At 58.9% G+C, this 18,283-nt stretch carries 17 protein-coding genes; 6 read left to right on the top strand and 11 right to left on the bottom strand.

Annotation, left to right across the window (positions count from 1 at the left end; genetic code table 11):
* Positions 1-121 precede the first annotated feature (121 nt).
* From pflB to ycaO, 3 genes are all read right to left on the bottom strand, one after another.
* On the bottom strand, positions 122-2,404 hold the full coding sequence (pflB, locus tag AB5Y59_RS01685) for a formate C-acetyltransferase (protein WP_010674504.1): 2,283 nt from the start codon (positions 2,402-2,404) through the stop codon (positions 122-124).
* A gap of 41 nt (positions 2,405-2,445) precedes the next feature.
* Positions 2,446-3,294: a formate transporter FocA gene (focA, locus tag AB5Y59_RS01680; RefSeq protein ID WP_010674505.1), complete on the bottom strand. Its 849-nt coding sequence runs from the start codon at positions 3,292-3,294 to the stop codon at positions 2,446-2,448.
* Positions 3,295-3,676: 382 nt separating this feature from the next.
* Positions 3,677-5,437 (bottom strand): 30S ribosomal protein S12 methylthiotransferase accessory factor YcaO, encoded by a 1,761-nt coding sequence (ycaO, locus tag AB5Y59_RS01675; RefSeq protein ID WP_048207529.1) that lies wholly within the window; start codon positions 5,435-5,437, stop codon positions 3,677-3,679.
* 335 nt (positions 5,438-5,772) lie between these two features.
* Here ycaO and AB5Y59_RS01670 point away from each other — a divergent pair, with 335 nt between their 5' ends.
* On the top strand, positions 5,773-6,456 hold the full coding sequence (locus AB5Y59_RS01670; RefSeq protein ID WP_045524741.1) for a B3/4 domain-containing protein: 684 nt from the start codon (positions 5,773-5,775) through the stop codon (positions 6,454-6,456).
* A 216-nt stretch (positions 6,457-6,672) separates the two neighbouring features.
* On the opposite strand, the gene sugE is transcribed toward AB5Y59_RS01670, so the two are convergent.
* Entirely contained in the window at positions 6,673-6,987 is a 315-nt protein-coding gene (gene sugE / locus AB5Y59_RS01665) for a quaternary ammonium compound efflux SMR transporter SugE (RefSeq protein ID WP_368211353.1), read from the bottom strand.
* A gap of 339 nt (positions 6,988-7,326) precedes the next feature.
* Between sugE and asd the strand changes: the two genes are divergently transcribed.
* Positions 7,327-8,439, top strand: a complete 1,113-nt coding sequence (gene asd / locus AB5Y59_RS01660) for an aspartate-semialdehyde dehydrogenase (protein ID WP_042016283.1) — start codon at positions 7,327-7,329, stop codon at positions 8,437-8,439.
* A gap of 116 nt (positions 8,440-8,555) precedes the next feature.
* On the opposite strand, the gene cspD is transcribed toward asd, so the two are convergent.
* Complete coding sequence (gene cspD, locus AB5Y59_RS01655) at positions 8,556-8,774, bottom strand: cold shock-like protein CspD (RefSeq protein WP_010674510.1); 219 nt, start codon at positions 8,772-8,774, stop codon at positions 8,556-8,558.
* A 228-nt stretch (positions 8,775-9,002) separates the two neighbouring features.
* On the opposite strand from cspD, the gene clpS reads away from it, so the two are divergent.
* Together clpS and clpA are read left to right on the top strand one after the other, a co-directional pair.
* Positions 9,003-9,320 (top strand): ATP-dependent Clp protease adapter ClpS, encoded by a 318-nt coding sequence (gene clpS / locus AB5Y59_RS01650; RefSeq protein WP_005325410.1) that lies wholly within the window; start codon positions 9,003-9,005, stop codon positions 9,318-9,320.
* Positions 9,321-9,380: 60 nt separating this feature from the next.
* Positions 9,381-11,633, top strand: a complete 2,253-nt coding sequence (gene clpA / locus AB5Y59_RS01645; RefSeq protein ID WP_268452898.1) for an ATP-dependent Clp protease ATP-binding subunit ClpA — start codon at positions 9,381-9,383, stop codon at positions 11,631-11,633.
* A 69-nt stretch (positions 11,634-11,702) separates the two neighbouring features.
* Here the strand turns inward: clpA and infA are convergent, their stop codons facing one another.
* The 3 genes from infA to aat form a co-directional block, all read right to left on the bottom strand.
* A complete protein-coding gene (gene infA, locus AB5Y59_RS01640) occupies positions 11,703-11,921 on the bottom strand; it encodes a translation initiation factor IF-1 (protein ID WP_005300033.1) in 219 nt (72 codons plus the stop codon).
* Between the two features lie 68 nt (positions 11,922-11,989).
* Positions 11,990-12,706 carry an arginyltransferase gene (locus AB5Y59_RS01635; RefSeq protein ID WP_045524744.1) on the bottom strand — a complete coding sequence of 239 codons (717 nt, stop codon included), beginning with the start codon at positions 12,704-12,706 and terminating at the stop codon, positions 11,990-11,992.
* A complete protein-coding gene (aat, locus tag AB5Y59_RS01630) occupies positions 12,703-13,410 on the bottom strand; it encodes a leucyl/phenylalanyl-tRNA--protein transferase (protein ID WP_045524929.1) in 708 nt (235 codons plus the stop codon). The genes AB5Y59_RS01635 and aat overlap by 4 nt, the downstream gene beginning before the upstream one ends.
* 17 nt (positions 13,411-13,427) lie before the next feature.
* On the opposite strand from aat, the gene AB5Y59_RS01625 reads away from it, so the two are divergent.
* On the top strand, positions 13,428-13,898 hold the full coding sequence (locus AB5Y59_RS01625; protein ID WP_041211363.1) for a glycine zipper 2TM domain-containing protein: 471 nt from the start codon (positions 13,428-13,430) through the stop codon (positions 13,896-13,898).
* A gap of 83 nt (positions 13,899-13,981) precedes the next feature.
* Here AB5Y59_RS01625 and AB5Y59_RS01620 read toward each other — a convergent pair whose 3' ends face one another.
* From AB5Y59_RS01620 to ald, 3 genes are all read right to left on the bottom strand, one after another.
* Complete coding sequence (locus tag AB5Y59_RS01620; RefSeq protein WP_029314438.1) at positions 13,982-15,223, bottom strand: diguanylate cyclase; 1,242 nt, start codon at positions 15,221-15,223, stop codon at positions 13,982-13,984.
* A gap of 58 nt (positions 15,224-15,281) precedes the next feature.
* Positions 15,282-16,232, bottom strand: coding sequence for a thioredoxin-disulfide reductase (gene trxB, locus AB5Y59_RS01615; RefSeq protein WP_010674516.1), 951 nt, complete (start codon positions 16,230-16,232; stop codon positions 15,282-15,284).
* A gap of 183 nt (positions 16,233-16,415) precedes the next feature.
* Positions 16,416-17,531 (bottom strand): alanine dehydrogenase, encoded by a 1,116-nt coding sequence (ald, locus tag AB5Y59_RS01610; protein WP_010674517.1) that lies wholly within the window; start codon positions 17,529-17,531, stop codon positions 16,416-16,418.
* A 150-nt stretch (positions 17,532-17,681) separates the two neighbouring features.
* On the opposite strand from ald, the gene lrp reads away from it, so the two are divergent.
* Positions 17,682-18,173 carry a leucine-responsive transcriptional regulator Lrp gene (gene lrp, locus AB5Y59_RS01605; protein ID WP_005300047.1) on the top strand — a complete coding sequence of 164 codons (492 nt, stop codon included), beginning with the start codon at positions 17,682-17,684 and terminating at the stop codon, positions 18,171-18,173.
* Positions 18,174-18,283: the final 110 nt, after the last annotated feature.

Below are 18,283 nucleotides of genomic sequence, written 5' to 3'. Positions count from 1 at the left end.
ACAAGGCGGGATGAGAGGAGGGGAGAGCCGGCCTTGCCGGCAGGTTCAGGCCGATGCTCCCTGACTATCAGGCATAAAAAAACCGGCGCCTGGGCGCCGGTTTTTGTTCTCCGAGACTCTATTACAGAGAGGCGGTGAAGGTACGGGTGATGACGTCTTGCTGTTGCTCCTTGGTCAAGGAGTTGAAGCGAACGGCATAACCGGATACGCGGATGGTCAACTGCGGATATTTCTCCGGGTTTTCCATGGCGTCCAGCAGCATTTCACGGTTCATCACGTTGACGTTCAGGTGCTGACCACCTTCCAGGTTGGCTTCGTGGTGGAAGTAACCATCCATCAGGCCGGCCAGGTTGGCTTTCTGGGCTTCCATGTCTTTGCCCAGGGCATTCGGCACGATGGAGAAGGTATAGGAGATACCATCTTTGGCGTAGGCGAACGGCAGCTTGGCAACGGACGTCAGGGAAGCAACGGCACCCTTCTGATCACGACCGTGCATCGGGTTGGCACCCGGGCCGAACGGCGCACCGGCGCGACGACCATCCGGGGTGTTACCGGTCTTCTTGCCGTACACCACGTTGGAGGTGATGGTCAGCACGGACTGGGTAGCCACGGCACCACGGTAGGTGTTCAGCTTCTGAATCTTCTTCATGAAGCGCTCGACCAGGTCGCAGGCGATGTCATCGACGCGAGCGTCGTTGTTGCCGAACTGCGGGTACTCGCCTTCGATTTCGAAGTCGATGGAGACGCCATCGGCATCACGTACCGGCTTGACCTTGGCGTACTTGATGGCAGACAGGGAGTCAGCGGCTACGGACAGACCGGCGATACCACAGGCCATGGTGCGATAGACGTCACGGTCGTGCAGCGCCATCAGGGAGGCTTCGTAGCTGTACTTGTCGTGCATGTAGTGGATGATGTTCAGCGCGGCCACGTACTGCTTGGCCAGCCAGTCCATGAAGTGATCCAGTCTGTCCATCACGTCGTTGTAGTCGAGGTACTCGGAGGTGACCATTTCGGTCTTCGGACCGACCTGGATCTTGAGCTTCTCGTCCATACCGCCGTTGATTGCATACAGCATGGTCTTGGCCAGGTTGGCACGGGCACCGAAGAACTGCATCTGTTTGCCGACGATCATCGGGGACACACAGCAAGCGATGGCGTAGTCATCGTTGTTGAAGTCCGGACGCATCAGGTCGTCGTTCTCGTACTGAACGGAAGAGGTCTCGATGGATACCTTGGCGCAGTACTTCTTGAAACCGACCGGCAGCTTCTCGGACCACAGGATGGTCAGGTTCGGCTCAGGGGACGGGCCCATGGTGTACAGGGTGTTCAGCATACGGAAGCTGTTCTTGGTGACCAGGGTACGGCCGTCAACGCCCATACCGGCCAGGGTCTCGGTCGCCCACATCGGGTCGCCGGAGAACAGTGAATCGTATTCCGGGGTACGCAGGAAGCGAACCATACGCAGCTTCATGACCATGTGGTCCATCAGCTCCTGGGCTTCTTGCTCAGTGATCAGGCCTTTCTGCAGGTCACGCTCGATGTAGATGTCCAGGAAGCTGGAGGTACGACCGAAGGACATGGCCGCGCCGTTCTGGGACTTGACCGCCGCCAGGTAGGCGAAGTAGGTCCACTGTACGGCTTCTTTGGCGGTCTTGGCCGGTACGGAGATGTCGCAGCCATATTTGGCAGCCATCACCTTCATCTGGGCCAGGGCACGGTGCTGCTCGGAGATCTCTTCGCGCAGACGGATGGTGGCTTCCAGGTTGACACCGTTTTCCAGGTCAGCCTGCAGGGACTTGAACTGAGCCAGTTTGTCGGCCATCAGGAAGTCGATACCGTACAGGGCAACACGACGGTAGTCACCGATGATACGGCCACGGCCGTAGGCATCCGGCAGACCGGTGATGACGCCGGACTTGCGGCAGTTCAGGATGTCTTTGGTGTAGACGTCGAACACGCCCTGGTTGTGAGTCTTGCGGTACTCGGTGAAGATCTTCTCGACCATGGGGTCAAGCTGGCGACCGTACACTTCGCAAGAGGTCTTGACCATCTTGATACCGCCGTTGGCGATGATGGCGCGCTTGAGCGGCTTGTCGGTCTGCAGACCAACGATTTGCTCCAGGCTCTGGTCGATATAGCCGGCATCGTGAGCGGTAATGGTGGAGGGCAGGTCGGTATCAAAATCGACCGGCGCGTGAGTGCGGTTCTCGATCTTGATGCCTTCCATGACCTTGTCCCACAGCTTGGTGGTGGCTTCGGTCGCGCCAGCCAGGAAGGACTCGTCACCTTCATACGGGGTGTAGTTCTTCTGGATGAAGTCACGGGTGTTGACAGAGGTCTGCCATTCACCGGCTGCGAAGCCTTCCCATGCTTTTTGGAACTGTTCGTTAAGTTCTGCCATTTTCATTACCTCTCAAGGTATTTATGTGTCTGCCGCCATCCTTAATGATGGCGACGGAAGATAAACCAGTAAGTCAGCCCAACCATGACGCCACCACCAATGATATTACCGATGGTGACAGGGATGAGGTTGTGCAGGACGAAGTTGGACACGGTCAGGTCGGCAAAGGTTGCCGGATCCTGGCCGATGGCCTGCCAGAATTCCGGGCTCGCGACGCTGTGGATGGCGATACCGACCGGGATCATAAACATGTTTGCGATGCTGTGCTCAAAACCGGAGGCCACGAACATGGCGACGGGGAGCAGCATCACCATCACCTTGTCGGTGGCGCTGCGGGCGCCGAAGGCCATCCACACGGCGAGACACACCATGAGGTTGCAGAGGATGCCAAGGGCCACGGCCTCGAAGAAGGTGTGATGTATCTTGTGCTGGGCCACTTTCATGGCGTTCAGCCCCCACTGGCCATCCGCTGCCGTGTATTCCGCCGACATGATGATGAGGCCGACGATGATGAGACCGCCGATGAGGTTGCCGAAGTAGACCAGTCCCCAGTTCTTGAGCAACTGGGCCCAGCTGATGCGATTCGCCGCCTTGGCTACCAGGGTGAGGGTAGTGGAGGTGAACAGTTCGGCGCCGAGCAGGACGCAGAGGATGAGACCGAGGGAGAAGCAGATGCCGCCCACCAGCTTGGACATGCCCCAGGCCATGCCGCTTGAGCCCGTGGTGACGGTGATATAGAAGACGAAGGCGATGGCGATGAAGGCGCCAGCGGTGATGGCCAGGGGAATGACCTTGTATGCGGGCTTGGTGGCCTTGGCATAGGTAATGTCTTCGGCCAGGGCGGCGATGGCTTCGGGCTTCAGACAATCAAAGGGAGATTCTGCTTTCAATTCTCAGTACCTGCATATTTTGCCTGTGGAAATCATAACAAAGGGGCTGATCCCCAAAATTGACTCCGATCAAGAATTACAGATTGTGAATGTAATTTTACTACAGGATTTTTCGCCATCCGGAAGCGTTTCTTTACACCAGGTTTCAGGTGAAACAGAAATGAGTCTGTTATTAATTTTATGATTTTTAAGAACTTATAAAGGACACCCTTAAAAAAGTACCGGCCAGGCACCTTTGCGGCCGCACTGCACCATGAGTGCCAAATTAACAACCCCCTAAGAGGTATTTTTTGTCTTTTATTTCATCTTTGTGGCACGGCCAGCCAAAGCGTAGACCATAAAACAGAAGGGGCCCTCAGGGCCCCTTCGTCATATCAGCATATCAGTTCCAGGTGTGGATTCGTTTGGCTTTTTGCAATTTCTCGTAAGCGGCCAGCAGTTTCTGGTGCAGCGGGAACTGGGAGAGGGAGAGATCGGCGGCTTCCAACCCGTGGAAGCGCGCCTCGCCGCGGGCGTTGGCCCACGCCTGTGCCAGGGTCTCTTCCCCGAACATGCGGGCGAACACCGGGCGGTACTGCTCGGGGTCGCGTTCCTCGTCCAGGAAGAGCTCGACGCAGGCGCGCAGGGCGCGGTAGTAAGCGGCCCGATCCGCCGGGAACACCGACTGGTTGAACTCCATGGTCCAGTCGATGAGGTCGAGGGCGCTCTCCAGGTCGCCTGCGGCCAGCGCCAGCATGGCTTTGAGCTCACCGACGCGCAGGGTGTGCAGGGCAGTGCCCTTGGCGGCGGCGATGCCGAGCAGCTCGCGCACCCGGGTCCGCTCGTCGTGACCCTCTTCATCCAGCTGGTCGAACAGGGCCATGTACTGCTCTGCGTCCCACTCGAGCGCCGGCAGCGCCAGGATGGTCTCCCGCAGGTGGGCCCCCATGGTGTTGTTGGCCAGTAGCAGATCTTCCACCGGATAGATGTCGGACATGCCGGGCACCAGAATACGGCAGGCGTAGACCCCCAGGTGCTCGTAGTCGGCGATGTAGACCGGCTGCTCCAGCTCGTGGAAGATGCCGATCAGGTGGTCGAACTCCTCTTGCGAGGTGCCACGGAAGTCCCAGTCGGCAAACTCGAAGTCGGACTCTTCCTTGAACAGATCCCAGCTGATGAGGCCGGAGGAGTCGATGAAGTGGGTCTCCAGGTTGTGGTGATCCGCCACCTGCTCGTTGTCGAACGACGGCGGCACGAAGACGTCCAGATCCTTGAGGCTGCGCCCTTGCAGCAGTTCGGTGACGGTGCGCTCGAAGGCGACCTCGAAGCGCGGGTGGGCGCCGAAGGAGGCAAAGCAGGTGCCGTTGCTCGGGTTGAGCAGCACCACGCAGATGACCGGATAACGGCCGCCGAGGGAGGCATCGAAGCTGTAGATGGGGAAGCCTTCGGCCTCCAGTGCATCGATGGACGCCTTGATGCCGGGGTAACGGGCGATGACCTCGCCCGGGATCTGGGGCAGGCTGATGGCCTCGGCGATGATCTTGTTCTTCACGTGGCGCTCGAACACCTCCGACAGCCCCTGGGTGCGGGCTTCGGTGCGGGTGTTGCCGGCGCTCATGCCGTTGGAAACATACAGGTTGCCGACGATGTTCATCGGGATGTAGACGGTCTGGTGATCAGACTGGCGCTCGAAGGGCAGGGCGACGATGCCGCGTTCCTCGTTGCCGGATTGCAGGTCCACCAGCATGTCGGCGGTCACTTCACCGTCCGGGTTGTAGAACTTGCGGGTGAAGGAGTCGAGCAGACCAGTGGGAAGCTGATCCCCCTCGATGGGGAACCACTTCTCGTTCGGGTAGTGGACGAAGTCGCCATTGGCTACCTGCTCGCCCAAGTAGAAGTCGGCGAAGAAGTAGTTGGTGGAGAGACGCTCGAAATATTCGCCAAGGGCGGAGGCGAGCGCCGCCTTCTTGCTGGCACCCTTGCCGTTGGTGAAGCAGAGAGCGCACTCCTTGTCCCGGATGTGCACGGACCATACGTTGGGCACGGGGTTGAGCCAGGAGGCCTCTTCGATATCAAACCCCAGGGCTTGCAGCTTGGTCTGGAAGCGTTCGATGGAATCTTCCAGCGCTGCGTCCTTGCCGGGAATAAAAGTGTGGTCGGTCATCACAATATCCTGATTTTATGGGCTCATGTTTGGACGCAGATAATAGCATGAGTGACGGGGAAAGCGGCCAGGGCAATGGTGTGGGCTTGCCCAGGGCTGCATTGGATGGGCGGGGTGTGGTAGTGGGGCTGGGCGGTGCGCTGCGGGGCGGCGATTTTTCATGGGAAAGAGGGTTGGGTCATCAGTTTTACTTAACATAATTAAGATAAAGTAAATTTTATTATGACCCTGTGCCCTTCATCATGGCGTCAACCGTTGGCGGGGGAAGGAAAAGAGGGGAACGCCCGTGCCCGTTCCGCCCCCCCGTCTTGATGAGCCTTGACCAGGAGTGCTGAATGTTCCCGATGATCCCCCGTATAGACCCCGAGATAGCCAGGTTGGCGCCGGGTTTTTGTGCCCTCAGCATCGTGGTGGAAGCCGCCCCCGTGATTGACACTCTGGTGGGGGAGCGGGCCCTGGCCCGGGCATGTGCGGCCCTTGGCACCGACGAGGCCCCCTGGGCCCTTGAACATCTGGCCGCCTGGGATCAGGTGTTCAAGGGGTTTGGCGCCAAGCCTGCCCGCACGCCCTGCTCGGCCCAGGCACTGCGCAAGCGGGTGCTGCGCGATGGCGTCTTGCCCGCCATCGATCCCGTGGTGGATCTCTACAACGCCATCAGCATCGAGTATGCCATTCCCGTGGGCGGGGAGGATCTGGCGGCCTATGTGGGGACGCCGCGCCTGGTGATTGCCGATGGCAGCGAATGCTTTGACACCCTCAAAGAAGGGCTGCCAATCCAGGAGGCACCAGCTCCCGGAGAGGTGGTGTGGCGGGACGATCTCGGCGTCACCTGTCGCCGCTGGAACTGGCGCCAGGGGATCCGCACTCGCCTGAGCCTCTCTTCCCCCCGGATGTGGTTCATTCTGGAGTGTCTGCCGCCGATGCCGCGCACGGCCTTGTGGGAGGCCGGCGACAGGCTGATTGCCGGTCTCACGCAGATGATGCCTGGGGCTCGCATCGAGCAGACGTTGGTGGAGTGATTGAAGGAGCAGACGAAAAGATAAAAGGAGGCACCCCATGCTCGCCCGGGCGGTCATGGGGCGGATCTTGCTCGCCATGCCACGTCTGTGCCACCCGCCTTTACCCACCGCCTGCGAACACATCAGCAAGCAGAGGAACACAGCAACACGCCGGGCTGACATCGCCCCCTGGAGCTTGCCACGTCGGGGCCGGTGTACCCGGCCCTTTCAGCGCGCCTAACCGATGAATTTCAGACCCTGGATCCCGCCGATGATCAGCAGCAGGCAGAGCACCCGGGCGAGGGTGGCCGGTTCGTTGAACAGCCAGATCCCCATCAGCACGGTGCCGACCGCGCCGATACCGGTCCAGACCGCGTAGGCGGTACCAAGGGGCAACTGTTTGACCGCCATGGCGAGCAGCAGCACGCTCACCCCCATGGCGATCAGGGTCAGCAGGGTGGGCAGGGGACGGCTGAAACCGTCGGTGTATTTGAGGCCGATGGCCCAGGCGACCTCGAACAGGCCGGCCAACAGCAGGAGCAACCAGGACATAAAGCAGATTCCGCAGGAAGCAGGGTCGTCCCTGCGTATCAGGAGGCCTCGGGGCCGTCCCCGAGGGGCAGCGGGGCTGCCGGTCGGTCTCAATGATGCCCCAACTGGAGGCAGGATGCCAACCGGCTGCCCGCAGGTCGGCCAGGCCGACGGATATTGCAGCGAATGGCACAGAATATTGCGCAATTCGACTTGCGCCCGCCGTCACAATCCGTAATGTGGACAGACGCATTTTTTGCAACTCATATATTGTGAATCCCTTGTAAACGGCTGGCGCCAAGGCAGGGGTCACGGGTACCACACACGATTTCTATAAGCAGCTATCCAGGGTAGGACATTATGAAAAAAGTAGGTTTGGTCGGTTGGCGTGGCATGGTGGGTTCGGTCTTGATGAGCCGGATGCAGGAAGAGAAGGATTTTGCCCGCATTCAACCCACCTTCTTCACCACCTCCCAGGCCGGTGAGGCCGCCCCCAATTTTGGTGTCGATGCCGGCACCTTGCAGGACGCCTTCGATCTCGAGGCGCTGGCCGCACAGGACGTCATCATCACCGCCCAGGGCGGCGACTACACCAAGGATGTTTATCCGCGTCTGAAAGCCGCCGGCTGGCAGGGCTACTGGATTGACGCCGCCTCCTCCCTGCGCATGGAGAAGGACGCTGTCATCATCCTGGATCCGGTCAACGGCGACGTCATCGAGGATGCCCTGAACAACGGCATCAAGACCTTCGTTGGCGGCAACTGCACCGTCAGCCTGATGCTGCTGGCCCTGGGTGGCCTGTTCAAGGCCGATCTGGTGGAGTGGGTGAGCGTGGCCACCTATCAGGCGGCCTCCGGTGGTGGTGCCCGCCACATGCGCGAGCTGGTCACCCAGATGGGCATGCTGCGGGATGAAGTGGCGGTGGAGCTGGCGGATCCCGCCTCCGCCATCCTCGACATCGAGCGCAAGATCACCGAGAAGACCCGCTCCGGCACCCTGCCGGTGGACAACTTCGGTGTGCCGCTGGCCGGTGGCCTCATCCCCTGGATCGACACCAAGCTCGACAACGGCCAGAGCCGTGAAGAGTGGAAAGGCCAGGCCGAGACCAACAAGATCCTCGGTATCGAAAACGCCGCCATTCCGGTGGATGGTCTGTGCGTGCGCATCGGCGCCCTGCGCTGCCACAGCCAGGCCTTCACCATCAAGCTGAAAAAAGACGTGCCGCTGGCCGAAATCGAAGCCCTGCTGGCCGCCCACAACGACTGGGTCAAGGTGATCCCCAACGATCGCGACATCACCGCCCGCGAGCTGACCCCGGCTGCCGTTACCGGCACCCTCAGCATCCCGGTCGGTCGTCTGCGCAAGCTCAACATGGGCCCGGAGTACCTGGCCGCCTTTACCGTGGGTGACCAACTGCTGTGGGGCGCCGCCGAGCCGCTGCGCCGCATGCTCAACATCCTGCTGGCCCGCTGAGGTAGCGGCAGCAGGGAACAGGGAAGGCCTTGCCTTTCTTGTTCCCCTCTTCGTGTCTGTCCATAAAAAAGCGGCATCCCTTGGGATGCCGCTTTTTAATTTATCCAGTTTGACTCTTAGATGTTCTGTGCTTCGTTTGGCACGATGACAGAGGCATGATTTCCTTTCGGCCCCTGCTGCAGTTCAAAGTTGACTGCCTGACCTGCTTTCAAGGTCTTGTAACCTTCCATTTGAATCGTGGAGTAGTGAGCGAAGATGTCTTCACCACCGCCTTCCGGACAGATAAACCCAAATCCTTTTGCGTTGTTGAACCACTTGACTGTTCCGGTTGCCATACATCTACATCCTTTTATTGATTACCCTGAAGTCGTTGAGTAACCTGCGCCAGCCTTATATAACTAGGGCATGACCCCGTAGCAGACGGGCGCCGATTAGCAAGTAACCAATCTAGTCCAACTTTTAAGCGAGTCAAGAAGTTGTTAACAACCGATGTGATCTGGTTAACAAGTCTATTGACAATCTTGAGCGACACGGTAGTAATCTAGAGGTACCAAAGCGCAACTATGAGCAAGCAGAAAGAACTCTTTGCTAATGAAGAGATTGCAGAAGCAGAGAAAACGAAGCTGCAACCGCCACCCATGTACAAGGTCGTCCTGAACAACGACGACTACACACCGATGGAGTTCGTGGTGGAGGTGCTGCAAAGGTTCTTTGGTATGGATCTGGAGAAGGCCACTCAGGTGATGCTGAGCGTGCATTATAGTGGTAAGGGAGTCTGCGGCACATTTACCGCTGAGATTGCCGAGACCAAAGTGGTCCAGGTCAACACCTATTCACGTAACAACGAACATCCACTGCTATGTACCATGGAAAAGGCTTGAATCTGATGACTTGATGGCGATAACGACACCGCATTGTTGCTGTACTGAGGGGAGGTGCCTATGTTGAACAAAGATCTAGAAAAGACGCTGAACGAGGCTTTCAAACTGGCCCGTGACGAGCGCCACGAATTCATGACCGTCGAGCACCTGTTGTTGGCCCTGCTGGATAACAGCTCAGCCCATGAGGCGCTGAGTTCATGTGGTGCGGATGTGGAACAGATGCGCAAAGAGATCCGCGCCTTCATCAATCAAACGACCCCGCTCATCCCCCGTGACGACGAAGACAGGGAAACCCAGCCGACGCTGGGCTTCCAGCGCGTGCTGCAACGTGCCGTCTTCCATGTCCAGTCGTCCGGCAATACCGAGGTGAGCGGTGCCAATGTCCTGGTTGCCATCTTCAGCGAACAAGAGTCCCAGGCCGCCTATTTCCTGAAAAAAGCCGAAATAAGCCGCCTGGATGTGGTGAACTTCCTGTCCCACGGGGTGCGCAAGGACAACAAGCCCGAGAGTGGTGGCAACAATGCGGAATCTGATGACGAGGTATCCTCTGCCCAGATAGAAAGCTTTGCCACCAACCTCAACCAGCTGGTGCTGGAGGGGCGCATCGATCCGCTCATCGGCCGTGATCAGGAGCTCAATCGCACCATTCAGGTATTGTGCCGCCGCCGCAAGAACAACCCCTTGCTGGTCGGGGAAGCCGGCGTGGGCAAGACCGCCATCGCCGAAGGGCTTGCCTACCGTATCGTCAAGGGGGATGTGCCCGAGGTGATTGCGGGTAGCACCATCTACTCCCTGGACATGGGCTCCCTGCTGGCGGGCACCAAGTATCGTGGTGACTTCGAGAAGCGCCTCAAGGTGCTGCTCAAGCAGATCGAACGTCAGGAGGGGGCCATCCTCTTCATCGACGAGATCCACACCATCATTGGCGCTGGTGCGGCTTCCGGTGGGCAGCTGGATGCGGCCAACCTCATCAAGCCGCTGCTCTCCAATGGTTTGCTGCGCTGCGTGGGCTCCACCACCTACCAGGAATATGCCCAGATCTTCGAGAAGGACAGGGCCCTTGCTCGCCGCTTCCAGAAGATCGACATCGTCGAACCCACAGTAGACGACACCACTCGCATTCTGATGGGACTCAAGAGCCGTTATGAGTCTCACCATGGCGTGCGTTACACCGTCAAGGCGATCCGGGCGGCGGTGGAGCTCTCCGCCAAGTACATCAATGATCGCCATCTGCCTGACAAGGCCATCGACGTCATCGACGAAGCGGGTGCAGGGCAACGCCTCTTGCCCGTCAGCAAGCGCAAGAAAGTGATCAATGTGCCGGAAATCGAGGCCATTGTTGCCAAGATTGCCCGTATTCCCGAGAAATCTGTCTCCTCCTCCGACAAGGAGGTGCTGAAGAACCTGGAGCGTAATCTCAAGATGGTGGTGTTCGGGCAGGACAAGGCCATCGAGGTGCTGACCGATGCCATTCGGTTGTCACGTTCAGGGCTTGGCAACGAACGCCGACCTGTGGGCAGCTTCCTGTTTGCCGGCCCGACCGGGGTGGGCAAGACCGAAGTGACCCAGCAACTTGGCAAGGCGCTCGGGGTCGAGGTATTGCGATTTGACATGTCGGAATACATGGAACGCCATACCGTGTCCCGGTTGATCGGGGCTCCTCCCGGTTACGTGGGATTCGAGCAGGGAGGGCTGTTGACCGACTCCGTCCTCAAGCATCCGCACTCCGTCGTGCTGCTTGACGAGATCGAGAAGGCGCACCCGGATGTCTTCAACCTGCTGCTGCAGGTGATGGACAACGGTACCCTGACGGACAACAACGGGCGCAAGGCAGATTTTCGCAATGTGATCCTGGTGATGACCACCAACGCAGGGGTTCAGGAAACCCAGCGCAAGTCCATCGGCTTCCAGCAGCAGGACATGAGCCACGATGCCATGGCGGTGATCAACAAGACGTTCAGTCCGGAGTTCCGCAACCGGCTCGATCACACCATCTGGTTCAACCATCTCGACATGGGAGTGATCCATCAGGTGGTTGACAAGTTCATCGTCGAGCTGCAGGTTCAGCTGGATGCCAAGGGCGTTTCACTGGAGGTGTCTGAAGAGGCGCGCCACTGGTTGGCAGAGAAAGGGTATGACAGGGCAATGGGGGCAAGACCCATGGGCCGGGTCATTCAGGAGCACCTCAAGAAGCCCCTGGCCAACGAGATCCTGTTCGGTTCCCTGGTCGATGGCGGCATTGTGAAGGTCGAGCTGGTGAACAACAGCCTCAGCTTTGATTTTCAGGTCAACGTTGAAGCTGTCTCTCACTGACTGTGAGCAAGGCCGGAAATGACAAAAAACCCCAACCGAGAGGCTGGGGTTTTTTGCTGAATTCCTGGCTTAGCGAGAGCGGAAAACAATACGTCCCTTGGAGAGATCGTACGGAGTCAGAGCCACCGTTACTTTGTCCCCAGTCAGGATACGGATGTAGTTTTTGCGCATCTTGCCGGAAATATGAGCGATAACCACGTGACCATTTTCCAGTTCCACACGGAACATGGTATTGGGCAAGGTTTCGAGAATGGTACCCTGCATCTCAATACTGTCTTCTTTAGCCATTGAATCCTCTTGATAAGCCACAACAAAAAACCGCTGGATCATGCCGGATTTAAGGCTATGTGTAAAGTTTACTCGGGCTTGGTGTCGATTTTTTTCCATTCGCCCTGTACCAGCAGCTCATGGGGCAGGTATTGGCGCTTGTAATTCATCTTGCGGCACTCCTCCACCAGATACCCCAGATAGAGCCACTGACGACCGGTCCGTCTGGCCAGTTCCAACTGGCTCAGGATGGCGAAGGTGCCGAGCGACCGGTCGGCATAGTCGGGGTCGAAGAAGGTGTACATTGCGCTCAGAGAGTGGGGAAGCAGATCCGTGGTGGCCACGCCGATGAGGCGTCCCTCCTTGCGCATCTCCAGATAGAGGGGGGGCATCCAGTCACAGTGCAGGAACCCCTTGTATTGGGTCCGGCTCGGTGGATACATGCTGCCATCCCTATGGCGCTCACGGATATAGCGTTCATAGAGCTGGTAATACTCGGGCTTGTCGTCATAGCTCAGCACGAGCTCGAGATCCCGGTTCAACTGGCGGATGCGCTTCTGCCCACGGCTCGGGATGAAGCGTTCACTGTGTATGCGCAAGGATTGGCAGGCGCTGCAGGCGGGACAGTGAGGACGATAGATGTCGTTGCCACTGCGCCGGAATCCTGCCGTCAGCAGCCGTTCGTACCCGGCGGCGTTGAGCAGTTCATGGTCCATCAGGACCAGCAACTGCTCCTGCTCGTGACCGAGGTAGCTGCACGGGTGCCTGGGGGTCAGCCCGACCTTGAGGATCACTTCTTCACTCACAGGCTGATTCTCCTCGGTTGCCAGCATCCATCTTGCAACGATTGCCGGGTCAGGGTGGCCAGGGTGGTCAGAAAGCGCTGCCTTGGCCACTCCTGGACACCCAGCGTGGCCAGAAAGTCGTTTTGCATCTGGCAGTCGATGAGGGCCCCGCCGTGCCCTGCAAAGTGGCGACAGAGGGCCACCATGGCCAGTTTGGCGCCATTGTCGATGCGGCTGAACATGGATTCACCACAAAATAGTCGGCCCAGGGAGAGGCCATAGAGGCCTGCCTGCAGCTGATCATCCTGCCAGATTTCGATGGAGTGGGCATGACCGAGGCGATGAAGGCACCGATAGGCGTCGATCATGGGGGCACTTATCCAGGTGCCGCTGGCGGTGCGACGGGGGGCGGCGCAGGCTGCAATGACGTCATCAAAGGCGCGATTGATGTAAATCTCGAAGGGTGTGCGGCGCAAACACTTCTGCAGGCTGCGGCCGATGTGGAGTTCCTCGGGCACGATGACTCCCCTGGGGTCCGGTGACCACCACAGCAGTGGCTGATGGGGTTCATTCCACGGAAAGATCCCGCTGTGGTAAGCTGCCAGCAATCGAGCGGGGGAGAGATCTCCCCCAATCGCGAGCAGCCCGTTGGGCTCTTCCAGCGCATGGCTGGGGGAGGGAAACCAGCACAGCTCATCATCCAGTTCGGTAAGATAGCGAGACATAAGGCAGAGGTTCATAGATGAAGGCCATTATCCTGATAGTATCCAGCTTACTTGGCTTTGTCACGGCGCCGGCCTGGAGTGCGGTGTATGAACGCAACACGGCGCGTCCGGTGGAGCAGGTGGTCTTCGGCCAGGTGGATGCGGTGCGCAACATCACCCAGCGCCAGATGGTGGAATCAGAGCATTCCGGCTGGAAAACTCTGGGAGGGGCCGTGCTTGGCGGGCTGCTCGGCAACCAGTTTGGCGGTGGGCACGGGCGGGAGATTGCCACAGCGGTCGGAGCGCTGGCGGGAGCGGCGGCGGTGCAGCAGTTTCAGTCAGGGGGCAGCGTGGTGGAGAACAAGTTGGTGGAGCTGCTGATCCGCAACGAGCAGAACGGGCTCATCAACGTGATCCAGGATTACGATCCGGCCATGGTCTTTGCGCAGGGCGACAAGGTGCGCATCCTCTATTTCAGCGATGGGGTGCGGGTCGACAAAACCTATTGAACGGTGAAGAAGGGATTGACCCGGCGGCCGCCACACAAGGGGCGCCGGGCGGTACTACACGGAGTGCCTCTGCTGATGCTTGCTCAGACGTCCTGACAGACTATCTTGTCTCGCCCGGTATTCTTTGCCTGATACAACTGGCGATCTGCCTCGCTCAGCGCCTCGTCCATGGAGAGCCGCCCGACATTGATGACGCCGAAACTGGCGCGTACAAAGAGCGATATCTCCCGCGACAGCGGTTGCTGACGCATTTGCAGACGAAGCCCTTCCAGTCGCTTGAGCAGCACGGGAACGGGGCAGTGTGGCACCATCAGGGCAAATTCTTCACCACCGAATCGGGCTATCATGGCATCCGGGAAGAACTGGGTGAGCAGCCTGGCCAGATGACAGAGCAGCTGATCGCCGATGGCGTGCCCCCAGTGATCATTGACCTGCTTGAAGTGATCCACGTCGAGCACGCACAGGGAGAGCTGCGCCTGATGGCGCTGATGCTCCTCGAACCACTTTTGACCCTCGTTGAACCAGTAGCGTCTGTTGTAAAGCCCGGTCAGGTAGTCTCGGTTGGCCGATTCCTGGATGTTGTTGAACTGCTCAAGGGCCTCCAGGTTGTGGCTGACCCGGCACTGCAGCTCCTCGGGTTCAAAGGGCTGATTGAGAAAATCATTCGCCCCTTGCTTGAGGTAGCGTGCCGAGAGGCCATGTTTGTCCGATACCGAGATGCCGATAATGGCGAGCTGCTGCTTGCTGTAGCGCTCGCGCAGCATTCGCACCAGGCTGATGCCGTCGATCTCCGGCATGTAGTAGTCTACCAGCATCAGGCGAATGGCGGGGTGCTGCTCGAGCTGCGCCAGCGCATCGCGGGCTGAATTGGCCTCGTGCACCTGCAACAACTGCTTGCGCAACTGGGCCGCGGTGCGGTGACGGGAGGTGCGTGAATCGTCGACCACCAAGACTTCGATGGCCTGGTTGAGGTAGAGGCGGTGCACCAGACCGACGGCATATTGCAGGGAGTGACGTGAATCCTTCATCACATAGTCCAGCACCCCGGCTTCCAGCCAGGCTTCCCGCTTCTCTTCGCTGATGTCGGCCGTCAGGATCACCACCGGCAACCCACGCTCCCTCAGCACATTGACAGCTTCTCCGCCGGGGGCGTCCGGCAGGGTGAGATCCACCAGGGCGACCACATAATCTTCCCCATGGCAATCGCGAGCCCCTTCAAGGGTATCGAAGGCGTCGATTTCCAGCCCGGTCTGCTGCGCAATGGCCTGGGTCAGCATGCGGCGTACCGTCAGGCTGTCTTCCACTATCATTATTTTTCGTTTCATCCTGCTCCTTGCAATAAAAAAGGGCATGCCAACTGGCATGCCCTTTATATCCTTCCGATTATTGTGCGTCCAGATATCGCTCTGCATCGAGGGCGGCCATGCAGCCGGTTCCTGCGGAGGTGATCGCCTGGCGGTAGACGTGATCGGCCACGTCGCCGGCGGCGAACACGCCCGGGATGCTGGTCTGGGTTGCGAACCCTTCCAGTCCGCCACGCACTTTCAGATAGCCGTTTTCCATGGCCAGCTGCCCTTCGAAGATCTGGGTGTTGGGCTGGTGACCGATGGCGATGAAGACCCCCATCAGCGGCAGCTCGGAGGTGGTGTCATCCCGGGTGCTGCGCAGGCGCACGCCGGTGACGCCCATGTCGTCACCCAGTACTTCGTCCAGGGTCTGATGGGTGTGCAGGACGATATTGCCGCTCTCGACCTTGTCGTTGAGGCGCTTGATCAGGATCTTCTCGGCGCGGAACTCGTCGCGGCGATGAATGAGGTGCACCTTCTTGGCGATGTTGGCCAGATAGAGTGCCTCTTCCACGGCGGTGTTGCCACCGCCGACCACGGCCACTTCCTGGTTGCGGTAGAAGAAGCCGTCACAGGTGGCGCAGGCGGAGACGCCGCGGCCCTTGAAGGCCTCTTCGGAGGGCAGACCCAGGTATTTGGCGGAGGCGCCGGTGGCGAGGATCAGCGCATCGCAGGTGTATTCCCCGTTGTCACCCTTGAGGCGGAAGGGACGCTCGGTCAGCGTCACTTCATTGATGTGATCAAAGAGGATGCGGGTATCGAACTTCTCTGCATGCTCTTTCATGCGCTCCATCAGGGCCGGGCCGGTCAGCCCTTCCGCGTCCCCTGGCCAGTTTTCCACTTCGGTGGTGGTGGTCAGCTGACCACCTTGCTGCATGCCGGTGATGAGCAGGGGATTGAGGTTGGCGCGAGCGGCATAGACGGCCGCAGTGTAACCTGCCGGACCGGATCCCAGGATCAGCAGTTTGCTGTGAGTGACTTGGCTCATGATGTGATTTCCGAGACGTGATGAGTTTGCGCGATTGTAGGTAATTCGTGATCCGTGGTCAAAGGCCAGCGCATCGATTGGGGCAATCGCCAACAAGAGGGGTGAGCCGGGGATGGCAGGCATAAAAAAACCGCCCATCGCGGGCGGATTTTCACTCATCTACCTCCCTTTGCAGGGACGCGATCAGTTCAGCAGGGTCAGGGGATCCGTGTAAGCCAGGTTGTGGGCCACGGCAACCTCCTTGCAGGTGATTTTGCCCGCCATCACGTTCAGACCGTGCAACAGGTGGGGATCGGCGAGCAGTGCGTTGCGATAGCCCTGTTCGGCCAGCTTGATGATGAAGGGGAGGGTGGCGTTGTTCAGGGCCACGGTGGAGGTCCGCGCCACGGCACCCGGCATGTTGGCCACGCAGTAGTGCACCACTTCGTCGACGATGAAGGTGGGATCTTCATGGGTGGTGGCATGGGAGGTCTCGACACAGCCGCCCTGGTCGATGGCCACGTCCACGATGGCTGCACCGGGTTTCATGCGAGCAATGTGGTCACGGCTGACAAGTTTTGGCGCAGTGGCGCCAGGCACCAGCACGCCGCCGATGACCAGGTCCGCCGCCAGCAGATGGCGCTCCAGGGTCTCGCGGTTGGAGTAGACCACCTTGGCAGCCCCTTGGAACTCGCTGTCGAGACGGCGCAGGGTATCGACGTTGTTGTCGAGGATGGTGACGTCGGCACGCAGGCCGACGGCCATGCGGGCTGCGTTGGAGCCCACCACACCACCACCGATGATCACCACCTTGGCCGGTTCCACACCGGGCACACCGCCGAGCAGCACGCCGCTGCCGCCACGGGATTTCTCCAGTGCCTGGGCTCCGGCCTGAATAGACATGCGTCCGGCCACTTCCGACATGGGGGCCAGCAGGGGCAGACCGCCACGACCGTCTGTGACGGTTTCATAGGCGATGCAGACGGCACCACTGTCGATGAGATCCTGGGTCTGGGCCAGGTCCGGCGCCAGATGCAGATAGGTAAAGAGGGTCTGGCCGGGACGCAGCATGGCCCGTTCCACTGCCTGGGGTTCCTTGACCTTGACGATCATCTCCGCCTTGGCGAAAACTTCGGCAGCGGAGGCTAGGATCTCGGCTCCGGCAGCCAGATAATCTGCGTCACTGAACCCAATGCCATTTCCTGCGCCGCTTTGGACGAAAACAGTATGGTTTCGTGCTGTCAGTTCACGTACACTGGCCGGAACCATGCCTACGCGATATTCATGGTTTTTTATTTCCTTAGGTACACCGATAATCATGCTATCCCTCGTCTATCGATTGGTGGTTTATGTTGCCTAGATGTTAAGCGACATTTGCGCCTAGTATATTCAGGTATTGACAGGATTTGTGACCATTATTATAAAATGACTGGTGATTCTTACCAAAAAATAGCCAAAGGATGGAATTAAATGATGGAAGCTAAGAGTCGGCTAAAGGATTTGGACAGGATTGACCGCAACATTCTGAATGAACTGCAAAAGGATGGCAGGATTTCGAACGTTGAGTTGTCCAAACGAGTTGGCCTGAGTCCCACACCGTGTCTGGAACGGGTTCGTCGCCTGGAGCGACAAGGGTATATCGAAGGATATGCCGCCATTCTGAACCCTCATTATCTGGACGCGTCTCTGCTGGTGTTCGTGGAAATTACCCTCAATCGTGGCGCCCCCGATGTGTTCGAGCAGTTCAACAAGGCTGTTCAGGTGCTCGAAGAGATCCAGGAGTGCCATCTGGTGTCCGGTGATTTCGACTATCTGCTCAAGACCCGCGTCAGCGACATGTCCGCTTACCGCCGCCTGCTGGGTGAAACCCTGCTGCGTCTGCCGGGCGTCAACGACACCCGCACCTACGTGGTGATGGAAGAGGTCAAACAGAGCAGTCGTCTGGTGATCAGCACCCGATAAGCGGGGTTGTGCTGTGACTTGCAAGTTCCATGACGAGTCACGATAGTCAGAAACGAGCGGCCGGTCCGCTCGTTTCTTCTTATAGAGAGTTTCAGGCCCGCCCTCAGGCA

The organism is Aeromonas sp. s10 (assembly GCF_040907975.1).
Classification (GTDB): Bacteria; Pseudomonadota; Gammaproteobacteria; order Enterobacterales; family Aeromonadaceae; genus Aeromonas; species Aeromonas caviae.
The sequence above is the reverse complement of the archived record's forward strand: the minus strand, read 5'-3'. Positions and strand labels throughout refer to the sequence as shown.